Origin of the sequence: Lentzea sp. NPDC005914 (assembly GCF_040629405.1) — a bacterium.
Taxonomy (GTDB): domain Bacteria; phylum Actinomycetota; class Actinomycetes; order Mycobacteriales; family Pseudonocardiaceae; genus Lentzea.
In genome coordinates, this window is sequence record NZ_JBEXVQ010000001.1 from 277,333 (window position 1) to 300,048 (window position 22,716).

Annotated in this window: 13 protein-coding genes; 9 read left to right on the top strand and 4 right to left on the bottom strand. The window is 70.0% G+C overall.

What is annotated here, in order from left to right:
* The first annotated feature begins 39 nt into the window (after window positions 1–39).
* From ABZ345_RS01170 to ABZ345_RS01180, 3 genes are all read left to right on the top strand, one after another.
* Window positions 40–558 (top strand): RICIN domain-containing protein, encoded by a 519-nt coding sequence (locus ABZ345_RS01170; RefSeq protein ID WP_359841652.1) that lies wholly within the window; start codon window positions 40–42, stop codon window positions 556–558.
* A 97-nt stretch (window positions 559–655) separates the two neighbouring features.
* Window positions 656–3,841, top strand: coding sequence for a tetratricopeptide repeat protein (locus ABZ345_RS01175; protein ID WP_359841654.1), 3,186 nt, complete (start codon window positions 656–658; stop codon window positions 3,839–3,841).
* Window positions 3,842–3,914: 73 nt separating this feature from the next.
* Entirely contained in the window at window positions 3,915–4,373 is a 459-nt protein-coding gene (locus tag ABZ345_RS01180; protein ID WP_359841655.1) for a hypothetical protein, read from the top strand.
* Here ABZ345_RS01180 and ABZ345_RS01185 read toward each other — a convergent pair.
* Together ABZ345_RS01185 and ABZ345_RS01190 are read right to left on the bottom strand one after the other, a co-directional pair.
* Complete coding sequence (locus tag ABZ345_RS01185) at window positions 4,326–5,624, bottom strand: jacalin-like lectin (protein WP_359841657.1); 1,299 nt, start codon at window positions 5,622–5,624, stop codon at window positions 4,326–4,328. The genes ABZ345_RS01180 and ABZ345_RS01185 overlap by 48 nt on opposite strands.
* Before the next feature lie 108 nt (window positions 5,625–5,732).
* Window positions 5,733–8,150, bottom strand: a complete 2,418-nt coding sequence (locus ABZ345_RS01190) for a glycoside hydrolase family 95 protein (protein ID WP_359841659.1) — start codon at window positions 8,148–8,150, stop codon at window positions 5,733–5,735.
* Window positions 8,151–8,437: 287 nt separating this feature from the next.
* On the opposite strand from ABZ345_RS01190, the gene ABZ345_RS01195 reads away from it, so the two are divergent.
* From ABZ345_RS01195 to ABZ345_RS01220, 6 genes are all read left to right on the top strand, one after another.
* Window positions 8,438–9,544, top strand: a complete 1,107-nt coding sequence (locus ABZ345_RS01195; protein WP_359841660.1) for an ROK family protein — start codon at window positions 8,438–8,440, stop codon at window positions 9,542–9,544.
* A 49-nt stretch (window positions 9,545–9,593) separates the two neighbouring features.
* Complete coding sequence (locus tag ABZ345_RS01200) at window positions 9,594–10,844, top strand: sugar ABC transporter substrate-binding protein (RefSeq protein ID WP_359841662.1); 1,251 nt, start codon at window positions 9,594–9,596, stop codon at window positions 10,842–10,844.
* A gap of 154 nt (window positions 10,845–10,998) precedes the next feature.
* The gene (locus ABZ345_RS01205) at window positions 10,999–12,819 is read left to right on the top strand and encodes an immunoglobulin-like domain-containing protein (protein ID WP_359841664.1); all 1,821 of its coding nucleotides are present in this window, start codon (window positions 10,999–11,001) and stop codon (window positions 12,817–12,819) included.
* Window positions 12,820–12,906: 87 nt separating this feature from the next.
* Window positions 12,907–15,159, top strand: coding sequence for a cellulase family glycosylhydrolase (locus ABZ345_RS01210; protein ID WP_359841666.1), 2,253 nt, complete (start codon window positions 12,907–12,909; stop codon window positions 15,157–15,159).
* Window positions 15,160–15,365: 206 nt separating this feature from the next.
* A complete protein-coding gene (locus tag ABZ345_RS01215) occupies window positions 15,366–17,291 on the top strand; it encodes a beta-galactosidase (RefSeq protein ID WP_359841668.1) in 1,926 nt (641 codons plus the stop codon).
* Between the two features lie 142 nt (window positions 17,292–17,433).
* Window positions 17,434–20,517, top strand: coding sequence for a family 78 glycoside hydrolase catalytic domain (locus tag ABZ345_RS01220; RefSeq protein ID WP_359841669.1), 3,084 nt, complete (start codon window positions 17,434–17,436; stop codon window positions 20,515–20,517).
* On the opposite strand, the gene ABZ345_RS01225 is transcribed toward ABZ345_RS01220, so the two are convergent.
* The gene (locus ABZ345_RS01225) at window positions 20,501–21,730 is read right to left on the bottom strand and encodes an SGNH/GDSL hydrolase family protein (RefSeq protein WP_359841671.1); all 1,230 of its coding nucleotides are present in this window, start codon (window positions 21,728–21,730) and stop codon (window positions 20,501–20,503) included. The two genes, ABZ345_RS01220 and ABZ345_RS01225, sit on opposite strands and share 17 nt — an antisense overlap.
* A 138-nt stretch (window positions 21,731–21,868) precedes the next feature.
* A complete protein-coding gene (locus ABZ345_RS01230; protein ID WP_359842232.1) occupies window positions 21,869–22,693 on the bottom strand; it encodes a substrate-binding domain-containing protein in 825 nt (274 codons plus the stop codon).
* Between the last annotated feature and the right edge of the window lie 23 nt (window positions 22,694–22,716).

Sequence of the window (22,716 nt, forward strand, 5' to 3'; positions counted from 1 at the left end):
GGCGGCCGTTCGCCGCCCGGCTTCAGGGGAGGTACCCAGATGAGAAAGTGGATCGCGTCGTCGGCGTTCGCCGTCACGACCGCCGTGGTGGGGCTGGTCGGCGCGGCGACCCCCGCGCTCGCCGACGACCACTTCGACGTGACGGTCCGGAGCACGGTCAGCGGCAAGTGCCTGGCACCGCAGGGCAACTCGTTCGCCGACGGCGTGCCGATCGTCCAGACCACGTGCAACGGCGACCCGTTCCAGCGGTGGGACTTCGTCGACCACGACAACTCCAACTTCCAGATCCGCAACGCGGTCACGCTGAAGTGCATGGACGCGCTGGGCAACAACGTCAACGGCACGCCGGTGGTGCAGTGGCCGTGCGCCAACATCAGCAACCAGCGGTTCCACGCGAGCCGGAGCCTGCCCGACTTCGTGCAGCTGAGGTCACGGGTCGCCGGCACGAACACCCACTGCCTCGACGTGCCAGGTGGACGGCCCGACGAGGGGCTGGCGTTGCAGCTCTGGGTCTGCAACAACACCGCCGCGCAGTCCTACGGCGTCTTCCCCATCTGATCCACCGGCAGTTTGCCCGGCCTTCGCGCCTCCGTCGTATCCCCGTCCCGCATGATGGCTCTCTCATTGCGGCGGAACAGGGACGGGCGGAGGCCGGATGGCGGGGCAGCGAATGCCGGACGAAGGCATTCGCGTGCTGGGCCCGTTCGAGGTCGAGTCCGGTGGCAGGCACCTGGATCCCGGGGGACCTCGGTTGCGGGCGATGCTGGCGTTGCTCGCGGCGTACGCGGGCACGCCGGTCAGCGTCCCGATGTTCGTGGCGGAGCTGTGGGGAGCGGGAGCTCCGCCGGACGCCGAACGGACGGTCCGGACCTACGCCTCGCGGTTGCGCAGGGGCGTGGGACCGCTGGCCGGGCTGATCGTCACCCGCGCACCGGGATACGTGTTGCTGGAACCGGACATCGTGGACGCCGTCCGGTTCCAGCGACTCGTGCGGGAGGGGCACGCGGCGTTGGCCGACGGCACGGTCGCGGCCGCGCGTGAACGGCTGACCGCCGCGCTGGAACTGTGGCGGGGCAGGCCGTTCGACGAGTTCGACGGGGTCGTCGCACTCGAATCCGAGCGGATCCGGCTGGACGGTGTGCGCCTCGACGCCGTGCAGAACCGCGTCGACGCGGACCTGGCCGCCGGATCAGGTGCGGAGCTGGTCGCCGAACTGGCGGACCTCACCGCGGCCCATCCCGGCCACGAACGGTTGTGGGGCCAGCTGATGACGGCCCTGTACCGCGCGGGCCGCCAGTCCGAGGCCCTGGAGGCCTTTCAGCGGGCACGGCGCCTTCTCGTCGAGCACGCGGGCGTGGAGCCGTCGCCGGTGCTGGCGGACATCCAGGAGAAGGTTCTCGCGCACGACCCGCGGCTGCTGGCCCCCTCCGGGCCGATCAGGGTCGCGGATCCGCGGCCGGCGCAGCTGCCGCCCCTCGTGCCGGGCTTCACCGGTCGCGAGGCCGAACTCGCCGCGCTCGACACGGCCGTCGCGGCGGCACGGGACACGATCGCGGTCGTCGCGGTGTGCGGCACGGCCGGTGTGGGCAAGACGGCTTTGGCCGTGCGCTGGGCACATCGCGTCGCCGCCCGGTTCCCCGACGGGCAGTTCTACGTCAACCTGCGAGGCTTCGACCCCGGCGGCGTGCTGCCGCCGGAGGAGGCGCTGCACGGGTTCCTGACCGCGCTCGGTGTCACCGCCGACCGCATGCCGGGCGTCCTGCAGGCGCAGGTCGCGCTGTACCGGAGCATGACCGCGGGAAAGCGCGTTCTGGTGGTGCTCGACAACGCGCGCGACGCGGCCCACGTCCGGCCGTTGCTGCCTGCCGAGCCGGGCAGCACCGTCATGATCACCAGTCGCGACGACCTCGCCGGGCTCGTCGACCGCGACGGCGCCGGCAGGGTCGGGCTGGACGTGCTCGATCCCGGCGAGGCGGTCGATCTGCTCCGCCTGCTGATCGGTGACCAGGTGGCCACCGCGGCGGAGCTCGAGGAACTCGCGGTGAGCTGCGCCCGGCTGCCACTGGCGTTGCGGGTCGCCGCCGAGCTCGTCGCGCGGCGCGGGCGGGTGGGCCTCGACGACCTCGCCGACGAGCGTCACCGCCTGGACCTGCTGGAGGCCGGAGCCGATGCCGACACGGCCGTGCGGGCGGTGTTCTCGTGGTCGGAACGGCACCTGCCACCCGCGGCGAACCGCCTGTTCTGGTTGCTGGGCCTGCATCCCGGCCGCGACACCGACGCCGACGCGGTCGCCGCGCTCGCCGGGGTGGACGCGCGGGTCGCCCGGAACCTGCTGGAAGTGCTCCACGGCGCCCACCTCGTGGAGAGCTCGGGGCCGGGCCGCTGGACGATGCACGACCTCCTGCGCGCCTTCGCCCGTGAGCGCGCGGAAGACCAGGTCTCCTGGCCGGACCGCCAAGACGCGCTGCAAAGTCTGTACGAGCACTACCTGACCGGCGCGCTCGACGCGATGGACGCCCTGTACCCGTACACGAAACGGTGGCGTCGCGGCGAATCCGGGCAGGACACGCCGTCGGCCATGACCGTGTCCGCCGCGAAAACGTGGCTGGACACCGAAAGGCTCACGCTCGTCACGATCACGGGCACCGCGGGCGGCGACCTCGCCGGGTACGCCGTCAAGATCGCGCGGGTGATCGACCAGCACCTGAACGTCGGCTACCACAACGCCGACGCGTTCTCGGTGCACCAGCACGCGCTCTCGGCGGCCGAGGACCTCGGTGACGCGGCGGGCCGGGCGCGCTCGTTGCTGGAACTGGGGCGGTCGCACGCTCGTTCCGGCGCCTACAGCGAGGCCGACGAGCACTACCGCCGCGCACTGGGGCTGTACCGGCGGCTCGGTGACCTGGCAGGCGAGGCCCGGACGCTGCACGCGCTGGGGAACAACGAAGGCAGAGCCCGCCGCTACCACGACGCGCTCGCCACCTACGGCCTGGCGCTGACGCTGAGCCAGGAGGCGGGCGACCGCGGCCAGGAAGCCGTGGAGCTGGCCAGCATCGGGCAGGTGCAGCACAGCCTCGGCCGACACGAGGACGCCATGACGTGCTACCGCCGGGCGGCCGCGATCTACGCGGAGATCGGCCAGCGGGTCGGGCAGGGCCGGATCCTCAACGACCTCGGCAGCGCCCTGCAGAGCTACGGGCGCCTGGAGGAAGCGCACGACCACCACCAGCGAGCCTTGAAGATCCTGCACGACGTCGGCGACCGCGCGGCCGAGTCCATCGCGCACACGGATCTCGGCCGGATCTGCTCGCGGTGGGGCCGGCACGCCGAGGCGCTCGAGCACCACCGGCAGGCGATCACGGTGTTCCGCGAGATCGGCGACCTCGTCGGCGAGGCCGAGGTGCTCATCAATCTGGGGATCGCCCACGAGAGCATGGGGCGATACCGGGAGGCGGCCGACCTGCATCAGCAGGCCGAGACGCTCGCCCAGAAACTGGGCGACCGGCTGCTCGAGTGCGCGGCGCTCAACGGGCGTGGCCGGGCGGCAGGCGCGTCCGGCCGGTACGCCGAAGCGCTGGCGTGCCACTCGGAGGCGCTGGTCCAGGCGCGGGAGATGGAAGACCGCGAGCAGGAGGCCCGGTCGCTGGACGAGCTGGCCGCTGTGCGGGAGCAGACGGGCGAGGTTGCCGAAGCGCGCCGGCTCTGGGAGGCGGCTCTGCCGATCTACGAGTCGCTGAACATGCCCGAAGCCGCCGTGGTGCGTCAACGGCTCGCTGAATCACCCGCGAGTCCGTCCAGCACCCTTTCGAGTGCCCACAGGAACTGGTCGGTCGAGATGTAGGCGGCTCCGGCGGCGTGGGCTGGCGGGGTCGAGCTCCGCCGCCTCCAGCGCGATCGACCCCAGCAGGTACACGGTGCAGGACGCCCGCGCGGGGTCCTCCTCGGACAGTCCGGCCTCCGCCAGCACGCCGAGCAGCAACCGCGCCACGCAGGGATGGTCGAGCAGCCCCCAGTGCAACCTCCCGGACCCGCTGCCGCCACAGCACGCCGCGATCCGCGAAGACACCGAGGCCCTGCTCGCCCCGCTCGCGCTGCTCCTGCACAGACGGACCGCCTGGATCGGCGAGACGCTCGGCTACCTGTTCACCGCGGCCTGGACGCGGGCGGTCGTCCGCGCCCTGCACATCGCACCGCGGCTCGGCCTGCCCTCCGCGGTGATGATCGCGATGGGCGTGCCGACCCCGTTGCCCGTGCCGGGCGCGGACGCCGTCAACTTCGCCGGCTATCTCCTGTGGAGCGTCTGGATGGTGATGGCCGGCGTGCGGTCACTTCGGCGCGAAGATCGCTCCGAGCCGGTCCACCTCGTCGCCTGAACGGCCGGTGAACCCGGCGATGCGCCACCCGGCCGGTGCGGTGACGGTGAGCGTGTCACCGGTCTGCTGGCCCGCCGAGAGCGTGCGCCCCCGGTCCGTGGTGAACGCGGCCGAGAACACGCGAGTGCGGCCGTTGTACTGGCCCTGGCTCAGTTTCGCGGACACGAGGTGCTCGCCGGGTTCGAGCGTGAGGGTCGACGCGGTGCCGCCGTTGCCGCCGTGGCTGAACGTCGTGCCGTTGGCGAGCGTGAACGCGATCTGGTCGATCCTGCTGCCACCGCGCAACATGAGCGTGCGCACGGCACCCAGGTCCACTGCCGCGAGGTCGGTGAACGGGGTGCCGTGCGGGCCGCCGACCTCGTCGCTGAGCTTGATGCCGTCGTCGGCGGTCCAGTCGAACCTCGTGGCGATCGGGTAGTGGTCCGACAGCGGCTTGCCCTGTGCATCGACGAAGGCCGCGTTCTCGTTGCGGTAGTCCCGTGCGGTCAGGGTGATCTGCCGGTTGCCCCGGTAGAGGATCTTGTCGACCACCTCGCACTGGTCGTTGAACGCGGCCGGGTCGCACACCAGCGCCGGACTGCCCGCCGCCGGTGCCTGGCCGCCGCGTTCCAGCTGCACCCACGCGTCGGTGAGACCGTTGGTGCTGACCAGTTCGCGGATGTTGTCGTCCGCACGGGTGTAGCGGGTGTTGGTGTCACCCATGACGATGACCGCGTTGCCCGCCGAGTTCGCCGTGATGAACCGGGACAGCTGAGTGATGTTCGCCCGGCGCGCGGCGAGGTCGGCGGTCTCGGTGCCGGCGTTGGGGTGCAGGTTGTAGAGGTCGACGGACACCCCGCCGGCCAGCCTGACCCGCTTGTAGGAGAAACCCTTGGGCGTCAGGCAGTCCGTGCCGTTGCAGGACGACCACTTCGTGCGTTCGAGGTCGCTGTAGGGCAGGTGCGAGAGCGTGTTCAGGCCGCTGCCGACCGGCACCCCGCCGCTCGTCGGCGTGCGGTAGGCGTGGTTGTCACTCGCGTACAGGGCCGCGTGGTAGTTGAAGTCCTCCTGAACGTTGATGACGTCGTACGGCGCCAGTCGCGGGCTGATCAACGGGGTGTTCACGGCGGGGTGGCCGGACGACAGGCCCTCCGGCAGGCCCGCCACGTTGTACGTCAGCACTTCGAAACTGCCGCCGGTGGCCGCGCTCGCTGTGGGCGGCACGAGCGTCGCCAGCAGGACCGGGATGACGAGCAGGGTGGATCGTCGCATGCTGCTCCTCGCAGGGTTGGAGCGTTCACACACGGAACGCGGGACGATGATCCACCATTTGTGAGCGCTCACATAGGGGCTGTCCGGCCGGACATCTCTAGTTCAGCGTCAGGCCGGCACGCGCAGGACGTAAGTGGTGCCGCGGGTGGCGTCGATGACGATCTCCTTGCCCGTGCGGCGCACCTCGACCTTGTGGCTGGTCCGCGCGTCGATCACTTCGAATCGGCCTTCGAACAACGTGCTCGACACCGTCAGCGGACCACTGCGGCCGGCCGTCAGGTGCACGCGGACGGGCTTTCCCTTCACCCACTGAATGTTCACCGTCACGTCGCCACGAGCCCGCAGGCCGGTGACGGAGCCGGTGTTCCAGAAACTCGGCAGCGCCGGCAGGACGTCCACGGTGCCGCGATGGCTCTGCAGGAGCATCTCCGCCACTCCCGCGGTCGCACCGAAGTTGCCGTCGATCTGGAACGGCGGGTGGGTGTCCCACAGGTTGTCCAGCGTGCTGTTCGCGAGCAGTTCGGTCAGCATCCTGTGGGAGTGGTCGCCGTCGAGCAGGCGCGCCCAGAAGTTGATTTTCCAGGCCTTGCTCCACCCCGTGCCGCCGTCGCCGCGTGCCGTGAGCGACACCCGTGCCGCGGCGACCAGCGCGGGGTCCTCCTGCGGCGTGATCTGCCGGCCGGGATGCAACGCGAACAGGTGCGAGACGTGCCGGTGGGTGTTCGTCGGATCGTCCCAGTCGGACTTCCACTCCTGCAGCTGACCCCAGGAACCGACCCGCAGACCGGGATCGAGACGATCCACAGTGGACTTGACCTGCGCGGCGAAGTCGCGGTCGCCGAGCGTGGTCGCGGCCTCGGCGGTGTTGGTCAGCAGGTCGTGCACGATCTGCTGCGACATCGACGCGCCCGCGGAGAACGGGCCCTGCTCGGGAGAGTAGCTCGGGCTCACCACGAGCTTGCCGTCGCGCGGGTCCGCCACCAGTTCGTCCATCCAGAACTGCGAGAGCGACCTCAGCATCGGATAGGCCCGCACCCGCAGGAACCACTCGTCCCTGGTGAAGAGGTAGTGCTCGTAGTAGTGCTGGGCCAGCCAGGCGCCCGCCTCCGGGAACCAGAACGCCGTCGCCCAGTCGTGCACGCCGGTGAAGCCGAACGGCGTGGTCTCGTTGTGCACCACCCAGCCGCGGTTGCCGAACATCTCTCGCGCGGTCACCTCGCCGGGTGGCACCAGCGCGTCCACGTAGTCGAACAACGGTGCCGTGGTCTCCGACAGGTTCGTCGTCTCCGCCGGCCAGTAGTTCATCTGCAGGTTGATGTTCGTGTGGTAGTCAGCGCTCCACGGCGGTGTCGCCGAGTTGTTCCACACGCCTTGGAGGTTCGCCGGCAGCGACCCGGCCCGTGAGGACGCGATGAGCAGGTAGCGGCCGTACTGGAAGTACAGCACCTCCAACGCTTTCCGGTGCGCGGCCGGGGTGTTCGCGGCACGGCAGGCCCGCAACAGTTCGTCGGTCGGGACGTCCGGCATCTGCTGGCCCACGTCGAGGCGTACCCGGTCGAACAGCTTGCGGTAGTCGGACACGTGGTCGGCGCGCAGCCGGTCGTAGCCCTTGGCCACCGCCCGGTCGACTCGTTGGGTGACAGCGTTGTGCGGGTGCACGCCTGAGCGGTAGGCCGGGTAGCGGGAGGCGTAGTCGGTACTGGCGGCCAGGACCAGCAGCACGGAGTCGGCGCCGCGCACCGTGACCGAACCGTCCGCGTTGTCGGTGCGCGTGCCGCCCTGGTTGATCACCCGGACCTGCGCCTCGAACCGCAACCCGTTGTCGTCGAGGCGCCCGGTCTGGGTGATGCGACCGGCTCGCGAGGTGATCGTGGCCGTGCGGTTCGACGGCGTGCGCACGGCCGTCGTGAAACCGATCCGGCCCAACTTGTTCGCGCTCAGCCGAGCCACGATCACGTTGTCCGGCGCCGTGGCGAAGTACTCGCGCGTGTACCGCACACCGCCGGACGTGTAGCTCACCCCGGCGACCGCTTCGGCGAGGTCGAGGTGACGCCGGTACCCGGTCACCGCGCCGGGTGCCGGTACGAGCGTCAGCGTGAGGTCACCGAAGGACTGGTAGGCGCCGTACCCGTGGCGTGGCTGGCCGAGCTTGTCCGCCACCCAGTCCGGATCAGCTCGGCCGTCGGTGTCGATTCGACGCTGGACCTCTTCGACAGCGCCCGGCCGCGGGGCTTTCCAGTTGCCGAAGTCGTAACCGGGCGAGCCCGGGCCACCGGTCCAGAGCGTCTTCTCGTTGAACTGCAGCAGCTCGCTCGCAACGCCGCCGAACACGCTCGCGCCGAGTGGGCCGTTGCCGATCGGCAACGACTCCGACTCCCAGCTGCTGGCGGGCTTGGCGTACCAAAGGGTCTGGCTGACCTGCGGATCTGCTTCTGCCCGGCTCGTGGCACCGGTCATCGCGGCCGCCGTCGTGCCTGCGACGAACAACCGGCGGGACACTTTCGCGGAGTTCGTCTCGCTCGCCACAGCCGGCTCCTCGTCACCAGGGGATGATCACCCCAGCCTGGGGGTGCGCGCGAGTCCGGATCAAGTGGACTTGTCGCACCGAATTTGCCAGTTATCGAATGAGCCCGGTTCGGCGGGATGTTCACGCAGCGTCGCGGGCCCGGGGTCTGATCCAATCCTGATTGACGACGCAAACATCCTGGTGGGCGCATCGCTAACACTTCTGCTGTCCGTTGAAAGAACCCCTTCAATTTCGAATGAAGATCACGTACTGTGCCCGATCGGAGCGCGGTACTAGGAACAGGTTCATGCGACTGAAGCATTCGGGCGATCTGCGGCGGGCACACCGCGTGGAGGTCGTGCGGAGCTTCTGCGGTGGCGAACCGCGGACCCGGTTGGAGCTGGCGAGCCGGCTCGGCCTGTCCGTCGCCACGATCGGCACCATCGTCGGTGAGCTGACGAAAGCCGGATTCCTCAAGGAATCGGCCGGACCGCGCACCGGTGGTGGCCGCCCCGCCGCGCAGTTGACGTTGCGCGGCGGTGGTTCGCTGGTGGCCGGGGTGGACGTCACCGAGACGTCCGTGACGGCCGAGTTGTTCGACCAGGCGATGGCGCGGCTGGCCCGGAAACGGGTGTCAGTGGTGGAGAGCGCGCCGCATGCCCTGGTGGAGCAGGTTCTCGCGGCCGTGGCGGCTGTCCGGCGGCAGGTGTACGAGGCACCGGTCAGCGCGATCGGGGTCAGCCTGCCCGAGCAGGGGTTCCGGTCTCTGTTCGAACGACGGTGCGACGTGCCCGTGGTGCTGGACAACCCGTTGAGGGCGATCACGCTGGCGGAGCAGACGTTCGGCGCGGCGCGCGACCAGGACGACGTGATCGTGGTCCACCTGGGAGCCGGAGTCGGTCTGGGAGTGGTGTCCGGCGGCCGGTTGCTGCGCGGTGCCACCGGCAACGCGGGGGAGTGGGGACACACCGTCCTGCACGCCGGCGGGGAGAAGTGCCGGTGCGGGGGTCAGGGGTGCGTGGAGGCCTACGCCGGAGCGGGTGCTCTGGTGCGCCTGCTCGAAGGCAGCCCGTTTCTCGTGCCCGGTGACCAGGAGGCAACGGTGGCACGGCTTGCGGAAGCCGTGCGCCTTGGCGATCGCGGGGCACTGGAAACGCTCTCCCGGTACGCCCGTCCGCTCGGTCTGGCGCTCGCCCACGCAGTCACCCTGCTCGACCCGGGGTTGGTCGTGTTCGGCGGCTGGGTCGGCGCCGCGCTCGGAGAGCCTCTCGTGTCAGCGGTCACCCCGGTGATCAAGGAGTACGCGCTCGCAACCCGTTTCGAAGCGGCGACCGCCGTGCTGGGCAGTCATCTGGACGACCCGGTGTCCCTCGGCATGGCCGTGCTCGCCTTCGAAGCCCACCTGCTCGACTGAACTTCCGAGGGGATCCAGATTCATGGGGCTACACCGCCCGTTCAGAGCTATGTCCGCGTTCGTGGCATGTCTGGTCGTGTCCGCGTGTTCCACCAACGCGCCGACTCCGACGCCGGAACCCGAGGTGACCGTCGCCGTGTGGGGGAGCGACCAGGACGCCAGGACCTACCAGCAGCGCGTCGACCTGGCGAGCGACCGCGTCAGCGGGGTCAACGTCAAGCTGTTGCACGTCAAGGACGGCGACTACGGCGCCAAGATCGCGAAGATGATGGCGGACGGCAACCCGCCCGACATCATCGAGGTCGCCGAGTCCGTGCACAGCTACAGCAGCAAGAACCAGCTGCTGCCGCTCAACAGCTTCGTCGACGGGGAGAAGCTCGACCTGGTCGGCAGGTTCGGCGAGCGGGCCGCGCACTCCTACGACCGCGAGGGCAAGACGTGGGCGCTGCCGGACCGCACCGGGCCGATGGTGCTGTACTACAACAAAGATCTCTTCGACAAGGACGGCGTCGCCTACCCGACCGCCGACTGGAAGTGGCCCGACTTCCTCGCCGCCGCGCAGAAGCTGACGGTCCGCGACGGCGACAAGACCATGCGGTACGGGTTCGCGGCGGGCGACTGGTGGCCGTGGTGGACGGCGTTCATGCTGCAGAACGGCGGCAGGATCCTCGACGACGCGGGCAAACCGGTGATCAACTCGCCGGAGAACGTCAAGGCGATGCAGTTCTACGCGGACCTGGTGAACAAGCACCACGTCGCGCCGTCCAAAAAGGACTACGAGGCGCTGAGGATCTCCAGTCCCGACCAGCTCTTCGCCCAGGGCAACGCCGCCATGATCATGACCGGCTTCTGGAACATCGCCCAGCTCAAGGACGCTCCTCAGGTGCGGTGGGGCATCTCGCCGCTGTTCAAGAACACCAAGCAGGCGACGATCTCGTTCCAGAGCGGTCTCGCGATCACGAAGTCGAGCACGCGCCCCGAGCTCGCGTTCAGGGTGCTCGACTTCCTGACCAGCGCCGAGGGGCAGAAGCCCATCGCCACCAGTGGTCAGGACGCGCCGGCCAACCGCGAGGTGCAGGACAGCGACGACTTCCTGCGCCCGGCGTGGACGATCTCGGACGTCGACATGTCCGCGTTCAAACAGTCCGCGGAGTTCGCCTACACGCCACCGATGACGCCGGAGTGGGGCGGCATGCAGAAGGCGTTCGGGACGATCATCGGCGAGATCTGCGACGGTCTGGTCACGCCGAAGGACGGCCTGGCCGCGGCCCAGCGCTCACTGGAGAACCTGGTCAGGTGAACGCTCGGTGGGCGGGCTTCCCGTCCCGCCCACCGCGTTGCATTGACGATCTATCGAGTGCCAGCTATCTTGGCGCTCACTTCCGGGACGTCCGCGTGTTCCCCTTTTCACCCCTGCACGGGGTACCTTCGCGTGCCCGTCGGGAAAGGCCGGCATGTCCCTGCGTCATCTCACTTCCACGTCAGTGCTCGTCGCGGTCGCGTTGACCTCGGCGGGGCTCGCGTTCTCCGTCACGACCAGCTCGGCGGCGACGCTCGACGACGGCCTGGTCCTGCACCACGCCGACGCGAACGATCACGTCCGGCTGTCCGACGACGTGCTTCGCGCACTCGCCGACGCCACCGTCTCCGCTCAGGTCGGCCACGTCGCGGGCGGCCTGCGCACGATCACGTGCACGCTCGGCAGCGGCACCGCGATCTTCTACGAGGACGGGGTCGAGGTCGCCAGGCGGACCCGCGTCACGACCACAGCGGACACCATCGCCACCTGCCTCCGCCGTTCGGCCGACGGATATCTCCAGGGCGAGGTCCGGGACTTCCGGCTCTACGACCGGGCCTTGAGCCCCGGCGAGGCCCGCGAGCTGGGCAAGGTGACCGCGTCGGCCCGGCCCGCCGCCGACGTCGCGGCGCTCGACCTGGGCGCCACCTCGGCCGTGACGGACGACCTCACGCTGCCCGCGAAGGCCTTGGGCGGATCGGTGATCTCCTGGGAGTCGAGCGCACCCTCGGTGGTGTCGGCGACCGGCGCGGTCACCCGTCCCGCGGCACGGGCGGGCGACTCGAGGGTGACTCTGACCGCGACCGCCTCCCACGCCGGCTACACCGCCACGCGCGAGTTCACCGTGACCGTGCTGGAGGACCTCACCGACCGGCAGAAGGTCGACGACGCGTTGAAGGACGTCGTGATCCGCGACGAGGTCCGTGGCGACCTCGCGCTGCCGTCCGGCGGTGCCCACGGTGTCACGTTCACCTGGCAGAGCAGCGATCCCGGCGTCGTCACCACCTCCGGCGAGGTGACCCGGCCGCCGCACGGATCGCGGCCGCGCGTCGCCCGCATCTCGGTCAGGGCCGCGAAGGGCTACACGTACAACACCCGCTACTTCACGCTCACCGTCCTCCCGCTGCCCAAGAAGGCGGCGATGGAGGGCTACCTGGCGGCCCGCGTCACCGGCGAGGCCGCCCAGGAGGTCCACTTCGCGATCAGCGGCTCCGACCCGTCGCGGTGGGAAGAGACCAACGGTGGCCGTCCGGTGCTGAGGTCGAAGTACGCCGTGCGCGACCCGTTCATCATCCGCAGCGAGGAAGGCGACAGCTTCTCGCTCGTCGCGATGCGGCAGGACGGCAGCCACCTCGAGATCTGGGAGTCGACCGACCTCGTCACGTGGTCGGAGCAGCGGCACGTCCCGGTGTCGGCCGGGACACCGCGCTTCGGCACCGAGCTCGCGGTGTCGAAGGCCGAGCTGGACAGGGTGCGCCAGGGGCCGCCTCCGTTGCGCGCCGGCAAGAAAGGCGTCCTGGCCGACTACGACCTGACCGGCGGTGTTGGCGCCGCGGTCGCCGACCTGTCCGGAAACGCCCGTACCGCGACGATCCGCGGTGACGTGAGCCGTTCGCCGGCCGGGCTGGTCTTCGGCGGCGAGGACGGCTACCTCCAGCTTCCGGAGGACCTCGCGGCCGGGCTGGGCGCGATGACCGTCTCCGCACAGGTGTGGGTCGATCCCGCGCAGCGGACACCGTTCTCCCTGTGGGACACCGGCGACGCGGTGAGCGCTTTGCCGCGCGGCAATTGGCATACCGTGACGTGCACATTGTCGAATGGCACCGCGCGTTTGTTCGACGGCCCTGTCGAATTCGCTCGAATGGACGGCGTGACGGTGGGACTGCGTGAGTTCGGCAGGTCCTTCCACGGCAAAACGCGCAGGTTGACGGTGTGGAACCGGGTGCTGACCGAACAGGAGATCCGCGCGTTTCGATAGCGTCGACGATCTGCTGCCGAGAATCTCGCCCTGGGTAGTCCACTCGGCGGTGTCGCCTATTCTGGGAACGCTCCCAGAATAGTGCGCATGACCTGGCGAACTCTCCGAGCGGTGGTGGCCGGGCTGCTGCTCGCCGCCACCGTTGTCCTCGCTCCGGCCGCGAGTGCCGCGGCACCCACGCGGATCATGGCCCTCGGCGACTCCATCACCGGCTCGCCCGGTTGCTGGCGGGCGCTGCTCTGGAAGCACCTGCAGGACACCGGGCACACCGATGTCGACTTCGTGGGGTCGTTGCCGGCGCCGGGGTGCGGGTTCACCTACGACGGCGAGAACGAGGGCCACGGCGGGATCCTCGCCACGAACATCGTGCGGGACAACCAGCTGCCCGGCTGGCTGTCGTCGGCACGCCCGGACGTCGTGCTGATGCACCTGGGCACCAACGACGTCTGGAACAACGTCCCGGCCGCCACGATCCTCAACGCCTACACCACGATGCTCGGCCAGATGCGCGCGAGCAACCCGGCCGTGAAGCTGGTCGTGGCCCAGATCATCCCGATGAACCCGAGCGGCTGTGCCGCCTGCGGGCAACGGGTCATCGACCTGAACGCCGCGATCCCCGGCTGGGCGCAGGCGAACAGCACGGCGGCCTCACCGATCACCGTGGTCGACCAGTGGACCGGGTTCAGCACCTCGGCCGACACCACCGACGGCGTGCACCCCAACACCACCACGGGCATCCAGAAGATGGAAAGCCGCTGGTTCCCGGCTGTGGTCGCGGCACTGGGCGGCTCGGCGGCCGCGGGTCTGCACGTCGAGGGCACGCGGGTCGTCGAGGCCAACGGCACCCTGTTCGTGATGCGCGGGGTGAACCACGCCTACGTCTGGTACCCGAGCCAGAACAGGGCCTTCGCCGACATGAAGTCCTTCGGCACCAACACGGTCCGCGTCGTGCTCGGCAGCGGCCAGCGGTGGGGACCGACGCCGGCCGCCGAGGTCACGAACGTGATGGGGCTGTGCAAGCAGAACAGGATGATCTGCGTGCTGGAGGTCCACGACACCACGGGGTACGGCGAACAGAGCGGCGCCGCCTCGCTGGACCAGGCGGCGACGTACTGGGTGGGCGTGGCGAACGCGTTGAAGGGTCAGGAGAACTACGTCGTCATCAACCTGGGCAACGAGCCGTTCGGCAACAACGCATCCGTCAGCGCCACGTGGGCGAGCGCGACCAGCGGCGCGATCAACCGGTTGCGCGGCGCCGGGCTGCAGCACCTGATCATGGCCGACGCGCCGATGTGGGGCCAGGACTGGGGCAACATCATGCGCGACAACGCGGCTTCGGTGTTCAACGCCGATCCGCAGCGCAACACGGTGTTCTCGATCCACATGTACGGCGTGTACGACACCGCGGCCGAGATCAACGCGTACTTCGACGCGTTCCGGACGGCGGGACTGCCGCTGGTGGTCGGGGAGTTCGGGCACAACCACTCCGACGGCGACCCGGACGAGGCCACGATCATGGCTCAGGCCCAGGCTCGTGGCCTCGGATACCTCGGCTGGTCGTGGAGCGGCAACAGCAGCGAGGTCGCTTACCTCGACATGACGAACAACTTCGACCCGGCGAGCCTCACCCCGTGGGGTGAACGCTTCCTCAACGGCGCCAACGGAGTCCGCCAGACGTCGAAGGAGGCCACCATCTTCGGTGGCGGGGGCGGTGACTCCCAACCGCCGTCCACGCCGGGCACTCCCACCGCTTCGGGCGTGACGTCCACCGGTCTCACGTTGACCTGGACGGCTTCCACCGACAACGTCGGTGTCACCGGCTATGACGTGTTCCGCGCGCTGGGGTCCGGTTCGTTCGCACTGGTGGGCTCCTCGGCGTCGACGAGCTTCGCGGACGGCGGCCTGACCCCGTCGACCGCCTACCGGTACCAGGTGCGGGCGAAGGACGCTGCGGGCAACGTGTCGGCCTACTCCGGGATCGTGACGGCGACGACCGGCGCGGGTGGTGGCTCCGGCACGTGCAAGGTCGGCTACTCGGGCCAGAACTGGGGCGGCGGCAGCGGCTTCACCGCGAGCGTGACCATCACGAACACGGCAACGAGCGCGGTCGACGGCTGGACCCTGGCGTTCAGCTACGCCAACGGCCAGCGCGTCACGCTGCCCGGCTGGGGTGCCACGTTCGCGCAGTCCGGCGCCGCCGTCACCGCGACCAACCTGACCTGGAACCGCACGCTCGCACCGAACGCGTCGGTGAGCATCGGGTTCAACGGCACCTACAGCGGGTCGAACCCGGCACCGGCGTCGTTCACCCTCAACGGGAACACTTGCACAACGGGTTGACACGACGATCTTGCGCGAATCCTTGTCACCGATGGCGACTTTCCAACCGTGGCAGGAAGTTCGCCACCAGATCGCGCCCACCTGCTGAGACAGAACGGAAAGGAGTGCCGCGTCGTTGCTGGAGAACGTGGCCACGGCGCGGCTAGGGTCCCTCTGCTCGAGCGGGGCTCGCCCGGCACCGCGGGTTCACAGGGACAGGGGTGCGAATGGGGCGGCTGAACTGGCCGGTCGGGCTGGAGGCGCTCGCGTTCGGCGGCGACCACAGCCCCGAGCAGTGGCCGGAACCGGTGTGGCGGGAGGACGTCCGCCTCATGCGCGACGCCGGGGTGACGCTGGTCGGCATCGGTGCCTTCACCTGGTCCCTGGTCGAACCCGAACCCGGCCAGTACGACTTCGGCAGGCTGGACGGGCTGCTGGACCTGCTGCACGACAACGGGATCCGCGTCGTCCTCGGCACGCCCACGGTCGCGCCGCCCGTCTGGTTCCACCAGAAGTTCCCCATGGCGGTGCCCGTGAACCGCGAGGGCGTGCGAGACGCGTTCGGCGGCTCCATCTGCCCCAGCGCACCCGCCTACCAGCAGGCGGCGGTCTCCATCACCCGTCAGCTCGCGCGTCGCTACGGCGCGCACCCGGCGCTCGCGATGTGGCAGGTTCGCACCGAGAACGGCTCTTGTTACTGCGACTTCAGCGAGAGTGCGTTCCGCCGCTGGCTCGTCGACCGCTATACGACGGTCGAAGAGCTCAACGAGGCGTGGGGCGCCACGTTCCGGGGCCAGACCTACAACACCTTCGGCCAGGTGCGGCCGCCGCGCGTCGCCCCGGCCGCCGGCAACTCCGCCCAGCAGCTCGACTGGGAGCGGTTCACCAGCGACGCGATGCTCGCGAACTTCCAGCGGGCACGGGACATCCTGCACGAGGTGTCGCCCGGCATCCCCGTCACCACGAACTTCCGCGCGGCGCTGTCGCGCTGCGAGTCGATCGACTACTGGGCCTGGGCACGCGAGGTCGACGTCGTCACCAACGACCACGACCTGCGCGAGGAGGACGAGCGCGCCCACGTGAGCCTCGCGATGGCGGCCGACCTCACGCGCTCGCTGGCGGGTGGGCGGCCGTTCCTGCACCGCACCACCGCGGAGCACCACGGGGTGCGCAACGGCCTCGCGCTCGTCGCCCGCGGCTCGGACGGCGCGCTGTTCTCGCGATGGCGCGCGTCCCGCTTCGGTGCCGAGAAGTTCCGGCCGGCGATGCTTCCGCACGCCGGCACGGACAGCCGGAAGTGGCGCGAGGTCGTGCGGCTCGGGCAGGACCTCACCGCGATCGGCTCGGTCCGGGACAGCCGCGTGGTGGCGGACCTGGCGCTGTTGTGGGACTGGCAGTCCTGGTGGGCGCAGCGGCAGAGCGATCTCGACGCCCGTGAGCGCGCCGAGGCCTGGTACGCCGCCGCGTACGACCTGCACCTGACCGCCGACTTCGCCCGGCCGGAAGCGGACCTGTCCGCGTATCCGCTGGTGGTCGTGCCGGCGCTGTATTCGATGACGGAGGCGGCTTCGGCGAACCTGCGCCACTACGTCGAGGTAGGCGGCGTGCTGGTCGTGTCGTGCTTCTCCGGGATCGTGGACGAACACGACACCGTCCACTCCGGACCGCATCCCGGTGCGTTGCGCGACGTGCTCGGCCTGACGGTGGAGGAGTTCACGCCACTGCGCGCCGGGCGGGTGAGGCTGGACAACGGGATGGCGGGTGATGCTTGGTCCGAGGTCGTGGCCCTGCGCGGTGCCACGCCCGTATGGTCCTATGTGGATGGACCGGCGGCCGGACTTCCCGCTGTCACCCGACATCCGTTCGGACAGGGGAGTGCCTGGTACGTGTCGACCTGTCTGGGGGAGGGCGGGCTGGACGCCGTGCTGATGGCGGCGAGTGCGGAGGCCAAGGTCGTGTCGCGTGACCTGCCTCGTGACGTCGAGGTCGTCGAGCGGGAAGGCGAGCGCGGGCGGTACCTGTTCGCGATCAACCACACGGGCGAGACCGAGATGATCCCCGCCGCGGGCACCGAGTTGCTGTCGGGGGAGAGCGTGGACGGCCATCTCGTGCTGCCTCCCGGTGCCGTGCGGGTGGTCTTCACCCCTCGCTGACACCTGATTTAAACGATTTAACAGGCTGTCCGATTGCGGACAGCCTGTTCTTGGCTGCCTTGACACGCTCTCACGCACCTAAGAAGCTGTGCCTCGCCGCCGCAATTTAAACGTTTCATCCAGCGACGAAGGTGGAGACGACGTGCGCAGACGGGAGTTCCTCAGGACATCGGCGGTCGGGCTGTCCGCGACCGCGTTGCCGGTCGGGACGGCGCAGGCCTCGCCGGACCAGGCGGACGGGTTGCGGGTCGTGCGCACGACGGTCGAGTACGCCGAGACGCTGCTGGGCACCGACGTCACGGCACCACGGCTGGGCTGGGTGCTCGCGGCGGACGGAACCGGGGCGCGGCAGACGGCCTACCAGGTCGAGGTGGGGACCGCGCCCGGCCGTGCGGACGTGTGGCAGTCGGGCAGGGTGAACTCCGACCGCACCACGGGGATTCCCTTCGGTGGCAAGGAGTTGCAGCCGCGCACGCGCTATCACTGGCGGGTGCGGGTGTGGGATGGTGCGAACCGGGTGTCGGCGTGGAGCACGCGCAGCTGGTGGGAGACGGCGTTGCTCGGCACGCCGTGGCAGGCGCGGTGGATCGGCGCCCCGGACACGACTCTCGGCTTCACCGGTGCCTCGTGGATCTGGTCGGCCTCGGCGCCACCGGAGAGCCGCTGGTTCCGCACCCGGCTGGAGCTGCCGGCGGACGCGGTGCGCGCGAGGCTCATCGCGACCGCGGACGACGATTTCACGTTGTACGTCAACGGTTCCGAGGCGCTGCACGTGCCGGAGCAGACGGACGTGTGGAAGATCGGCCAACGAGCTGACGTCACCCGGCTGGTGAACGGCAGGGCGATCGTGCTGGCCGTGCGAGCCACGAACCGGTCTCCCGGACCGGCCGGACTGCTGCTGCGGCTGGTCGTCGACCTGCCCGGCGGCCCGCGTGAGCTCGTCACCGGGCCGGGGTGGAAGGTCGCCGACACCGAACATCCCGGCTGGCAGACGCCGGACTTCGACGACTCCGGGTGGGCCGCCGCCACCGTGCTGGACCCGTACGGCCAGGGCCCCTGGGGTTCGAACGTCAGCGCGGGGGAGCAGCCGGCTCCGTTGCTGCGCACCGAGTTCACGCTCGGCAAGCCGGTCAGGAGCGCGAGGTTGTACGTCAGCGGGCTGGCCTACCACGAGACCGAGATCAACGGCCGCCGCGTCGGTGACCGGGTGCTCGATCCGGGGTTCACCGACTACGACAACACCGTCCTGTACGCGACGCACGACGTCACCGGACTGGTTCGCCCCGGCCGCAACGCGATCGGCGTGACGCTGGGTCGGGGGTTCTACGGCATGAAGACGCCCAACGTGTGGCACTGGGAGCGGCCGCCGTGGCACGACGAGCCGAAACTGCTGGCACAGCTGGAGATCGACCATCCGGACGGCACCCGCACGACCATCGCGTCCGACGAGTCGTGGAAGCTGACCGACGGTCCTACACTCTCGAACTCGCTGCACACCGGCGAGACCTACGACGCCCGGCTGGCACCGCAGGACTGGACCAAGCCCGGTTTCGACGACTCGAAGTGGCAGTCGTCGCCGGTCCGGCCCGCTCCGAAAGGCACGCTGAAAGCCCAGGAGCACGAACCGATCCGCGTGCTCGAGTCGGTCACGCCCGTGGTGAGCTCACCGAAGCCGGGCGTGTTCGTGGCGGACATGGGTCGCACGATGTCCGGCTGGACGCAGCTCACGGTGACCGCGCCGGCCGGCACGGTGGTGCGGCTCAAGCACGGCGAGACGCTGAACGCCGACGGCACCGTGCACATCGAGAACCAGTACGTCAGCGGCAACCGCATCCAGCTCGACGAGTACATCTGCGCGGGCCGCCGGGAGGAGACCTGGGAGCCGAAGTTCTCCTACAAGGGCTTCCGCTACGTCGAGGTGACAGGCCTGACCGCCGCACCACGACTGGTCGGCCGCGTCGTGCACTCGGACGTGCCGCGGGTGAGCACGTTCCGGTGCTCGGAGCCGTTGTTCGAGCAGTACGACGCCGCGATGCGCCGGACCGTGGCGAACAACCTGCACGGCATCCCCACCGACACCCCGACCTACGAGAAGAACGGCTGGACGGGCGACGCGCAGGTCGGCGCGCCGTCGATGCTCGCCGAGTTCGGCATGGCCAAGTTCTTCACCAAGTGGCTCGGCGACCTCGCGGACAGCCAGGACACGGCCGGTCAGCTGCCGGTGATCGTGCCCAGCGGCGGCTGGGGCTACCGCGAGCTCGCACCCGCGCCGGAGTGGACGACGGTGTATCCGTTCGTGCTGCGGGAGATGTACCGAATCTACGGCGACGACCGGTTGCCCGCGCAGCACTGGCCGGTGCTCACGCGTTACCTGGACTGGGAGATCGCGCGGCTGCGCGACGGCCTCGCGGTCACCGCCCTCGGCGACTTCCTGGCGCCCGGCACCGACGGCATCCCGCCCGAGGACACCAGGCTCACCGCCACCGCGTACCTCTACCGGGCCCTGCTGCACACCGCCGAGCTCGGTGACGTGATCGGCAAACCCGTTCCGCGTTACCGCGAGGTGGCCGCAAGCTTGATATCGGCGTTCAACCAGGCGTTCCTCGGCGCGGGCTACTACCGCACGGCCAAGGACCCGGGCTACCGGCAGACGTCCAACGCGGTTCCGCTGGCGTTCGGCATGGTTCCCGCCGGTTCGGTCCAGGCCGTCGCGGACCGGCTCGCGGCCGAGGTGAAGGCCAACGGCAACCACGTGAACGTCGGCTGCCTCGGCGCGAGCGTGTTGCTGAAGGCCTTGAGCGACAACGGACACGCTGCCGTCGCCACCGCGCTCGCCACCGAGCGGTCCTACCCCAGCTGGGGCTACTGGTTCGCGAACGGCGCCGACACCATGTGGGAGATGTGGGACACCGCCACCCGCTCTCGCAACCACTACTTCAAAGGCACTGTCGCGCAGTGGTTGTACGAGCACGTGGCCGGGCTCGTGCCGGGTGACGCCGGCTACCGGACGTTCACGGTCCGCCCGAACGCGACGGCCGGTGTCTCGTGGGCCCAGCTGGAGTTCGAGAGCGTGCGCGGACGCGTCGGGGTGTCGTGGGCGAAGGTCAACGGTGTGCTGCGGCTGACCGTCGACGTGCCGGTGGGCTCCACCGCGCAGGTGCACGTACCTGGCGGGCCGGTGAAGTCGGTGCCGCACGGGCGGTGGACGTTCAACGGAAGAGCTTGAGGGGAACGGCCTCGGCGAGCATGCGGTAGCCCGCCGGGTTGAGGTGCAGGTGGTCGCCGACGTCCGCGACGGGCAGCAGCTGCCGTGGCGTGGCCGGGTCGCGGACGGCGGCGTCGAAGTCGATGACCGCGTCGAAGTGGTGGCTGGTGCGGATCCAGCGGTTCACGGTCTGCCGGGCGTCCTCGCGGAAGCCTTCGTCGTAGAAGCTGCCTCCAAACGGGAGGATCGTGCCGCCGTACACCTCGATGTCGTGCGCGTGAGCCCGCTCGGCGATCTGCTGGTAGGCCGCGATCAGGTCGTCCGCCACCTGTTTCTGGGCGGCTTCGGTCGTGGCCGCGGTGCCGATGTCGTTGACGCCCTCGAGCAGGATCAGCCACCGGACTCCGCTCTGCGCCAGCAGGTCGCGGTCCAGCCGGGCCAGGACGCTGGGGCCCAGGCCGTCGTTCATCACGCGGTTGCCGCCGGCGGCCTGGTTCAGCACCGCGACCTCGCCGCGCAACCGGTCGGCGAGCCGGTCGGGCCAGCGGTCGTTGCCGTTGGTGGTGGAACCCCGGCCGTCGGTCAGCGAGTCGCCGATCACCACGAGGGCGGGCCTGGCGGACAGCACCTCGATGCCGCTGAGGAAGTACCAGTGGTCGACGGGCGTCGCGCCGGGCAGGTCCGCCGACTCGGCGTGGTTGCCCGCCAGGAGGTGGGACGTGGTGCGCGAGCCGGGGTGCGAGGTGATGTCGTTGGACGCCTGCCCGCGCGCCAGGTAGGTGGTGACGGTGAGGATCGTCCCCGGCTTCAGCGCGAAGTCCAGCGGGTCGGAGACGACCAGCGCGCCTTTCGGAACGTCCGCTGAGGACCGTCCGTTGAAGGTGACGCGCTGCAGCGTGGCCGGTTGAACGGCGCTGACTCCCGCGCGGCCGTCCTGCGGGAGTGCGACGGTGACCGCGGTGATCGGCAGCACCGCGCCACCGAACGCGTTGGAGAAGCGCAGCCGCATCCGCCGGCCGCCCACCGTGACCCGGACGGTCTGGCGCAGCGTGGCATCGGCCAGCACCAGGCCGTCCTGCGTGAACGGCGGAGGCGGCATGTTGCCCGGTTCGCAGAGTTGCGGCATGGACGTCCAGGTGTTCACCCACCTGGTTCGCGCCGGAGCTTGAGCCTGCGCGACGGCGGGGGTGAGCACGCCGGTGGCGGCCAGACCGAGGAACGAGCGCCTGCGCATCTTCCACGCCCTTTCGGGAAGGGAGTTGAAAGATCAACGTAGGAGCGTCGCCGAACGAGCGTCAATCGCCTGCGGTTTCGAATCTGTTTTCGAAACTTTTCGGCGCCGGTCAGTGGTGCGTCGAACCGGTTCGACGCATCAGGCCCTGCGGCGCGCCCCGGTGCTCGAACGCAACGTGATCGGCGGCGCGAGCATGCTGTGCCGCGGCGTCGCCGACGCGTCGCCGATCTGCTCCAGCAGCAGGCCGACGGCCAGGCGCGCCATGTCACCGGCGGGCACGTCGGCCGCGGTCAGCGGTGGGTGGAAGTCCTCGGCGAGCCGGTCCGCGATCACGCCGGTGAGCGAGAAGTCGCGAGGCACGTCGAGCCCGGCGCGGTGCAGCGCGCGTTGCACGCCCGGCAGCGCGGCCTCGTTGATCGTCACCGCCGCCGTCACCTCCGGCCAGCGCGTCCTGATCTCCTCGAAACACGCCTGGCCTGCGGCGGGTTCGTCCGCGCAGCACACGGTGTGCGCGGTGATCCCGCACTCCCGCGCCGTCTCGGCGAACGCCGTCGTGGCGCGCAGGGCCGGGCCGTAACCCGCCGCGACCAGCTCGTCGGACCGGTTGATCAGCACGACGTCGGAGTGGCCGAGGTCGGCGAGATGGCGGACGCAGCGGGTGATCAGCCCGGCGTAGTCGACGTCGACCCACCACGACGCGGCCGGGTCCTCTACGTGGCCGATCGTCACGAACGGCAGTCCGGCGCTGGTCAGTCGCTCGACACGAGGGTCCTGCAGGAGGATCTCCATCAGGATGACGCCGTCGACGCGCCGGCCCGTGACGATCCGCTCGAACGACCGGTCGTGGTCGCCGCCGCTGGGGGACAGCAGCACGTCGTGGTCGTGGGCCGCGGCCGCCTCCACAACGCTTGCCACGAACGCGAGCTGCACGTCGGTGAGACGGGCGCTCGCGGGCGGTATCACCAGGCCGAACGTGCGGGTGCGTC

Bases quoted from the DNA above. Each gene is read 5' to 3' on its own strand.
- ABZ345_RS01185 (WP_359841657.1), bottom strand. From the start codon at position 5,624: ATGCGACGATCCACCCTGCTCGTCATCCCGGTCCTGCTGGCGACGCTC.
- ABZ345_RS01175 (WP_359841654.1), top strand. From the start codon at position 656: ATGGCGGGGCAGCGAATGCCGGACGAAGGCATTCGCGTGCTGGGCCCG.
- ABZ345_RS01195 (WP_359841660.1), top strand. From the start codon at position 8,438: ATGCGACTGAAGCATTCGGGCGATCTGCGGCGGGCACACCGCGTGGAG.
- ABZ345_RS01215 (WP_359841668.1), top strand. From the start codon at position 15,366: ATGGGGCGGCTGAACTGGCCGGTCGGGCTGGAGGCGCTCGCGTTCGGC.
- ABZ345_RS01170 (WP_359841652.1), top strand. From the start codon at position 40: ATGAGAAAGTGGATCGCGTCGTCGGCGTTCGCCGTCACGACCGCCGTG.
- ABZ345_RS01200 (WP_359841662.1), top strand. From the start codon at position 9,594: ATGTCCGCGTTCGTGGCATGTCTGGTCGTGTCCGCGTGTTCCACCAAC.
- ABZ345_RS01205 (WP_359841664.1), top strand. From the start codon at position 10,999: ATGTCCCTGCGTCATCTCACTTCCACGTCAGTGCTCGTCGCGGTCGCG.
- ABZ345_RS01225 (WP_359841671.1), bottom strand. From the start codon at position 21,730: ATGCGCAGGCGCTCGTTCCTCGGTCTGGCCGCCACCGGCGTGCTCACC.
- ABZ345_RS01210 (WP_359841666.1), top strand. From the start codon at position 12,907: ATGACCTGGCGAACTCTCCGAGCGGTGGTGGCCGGGCTGCTGCTCGCC.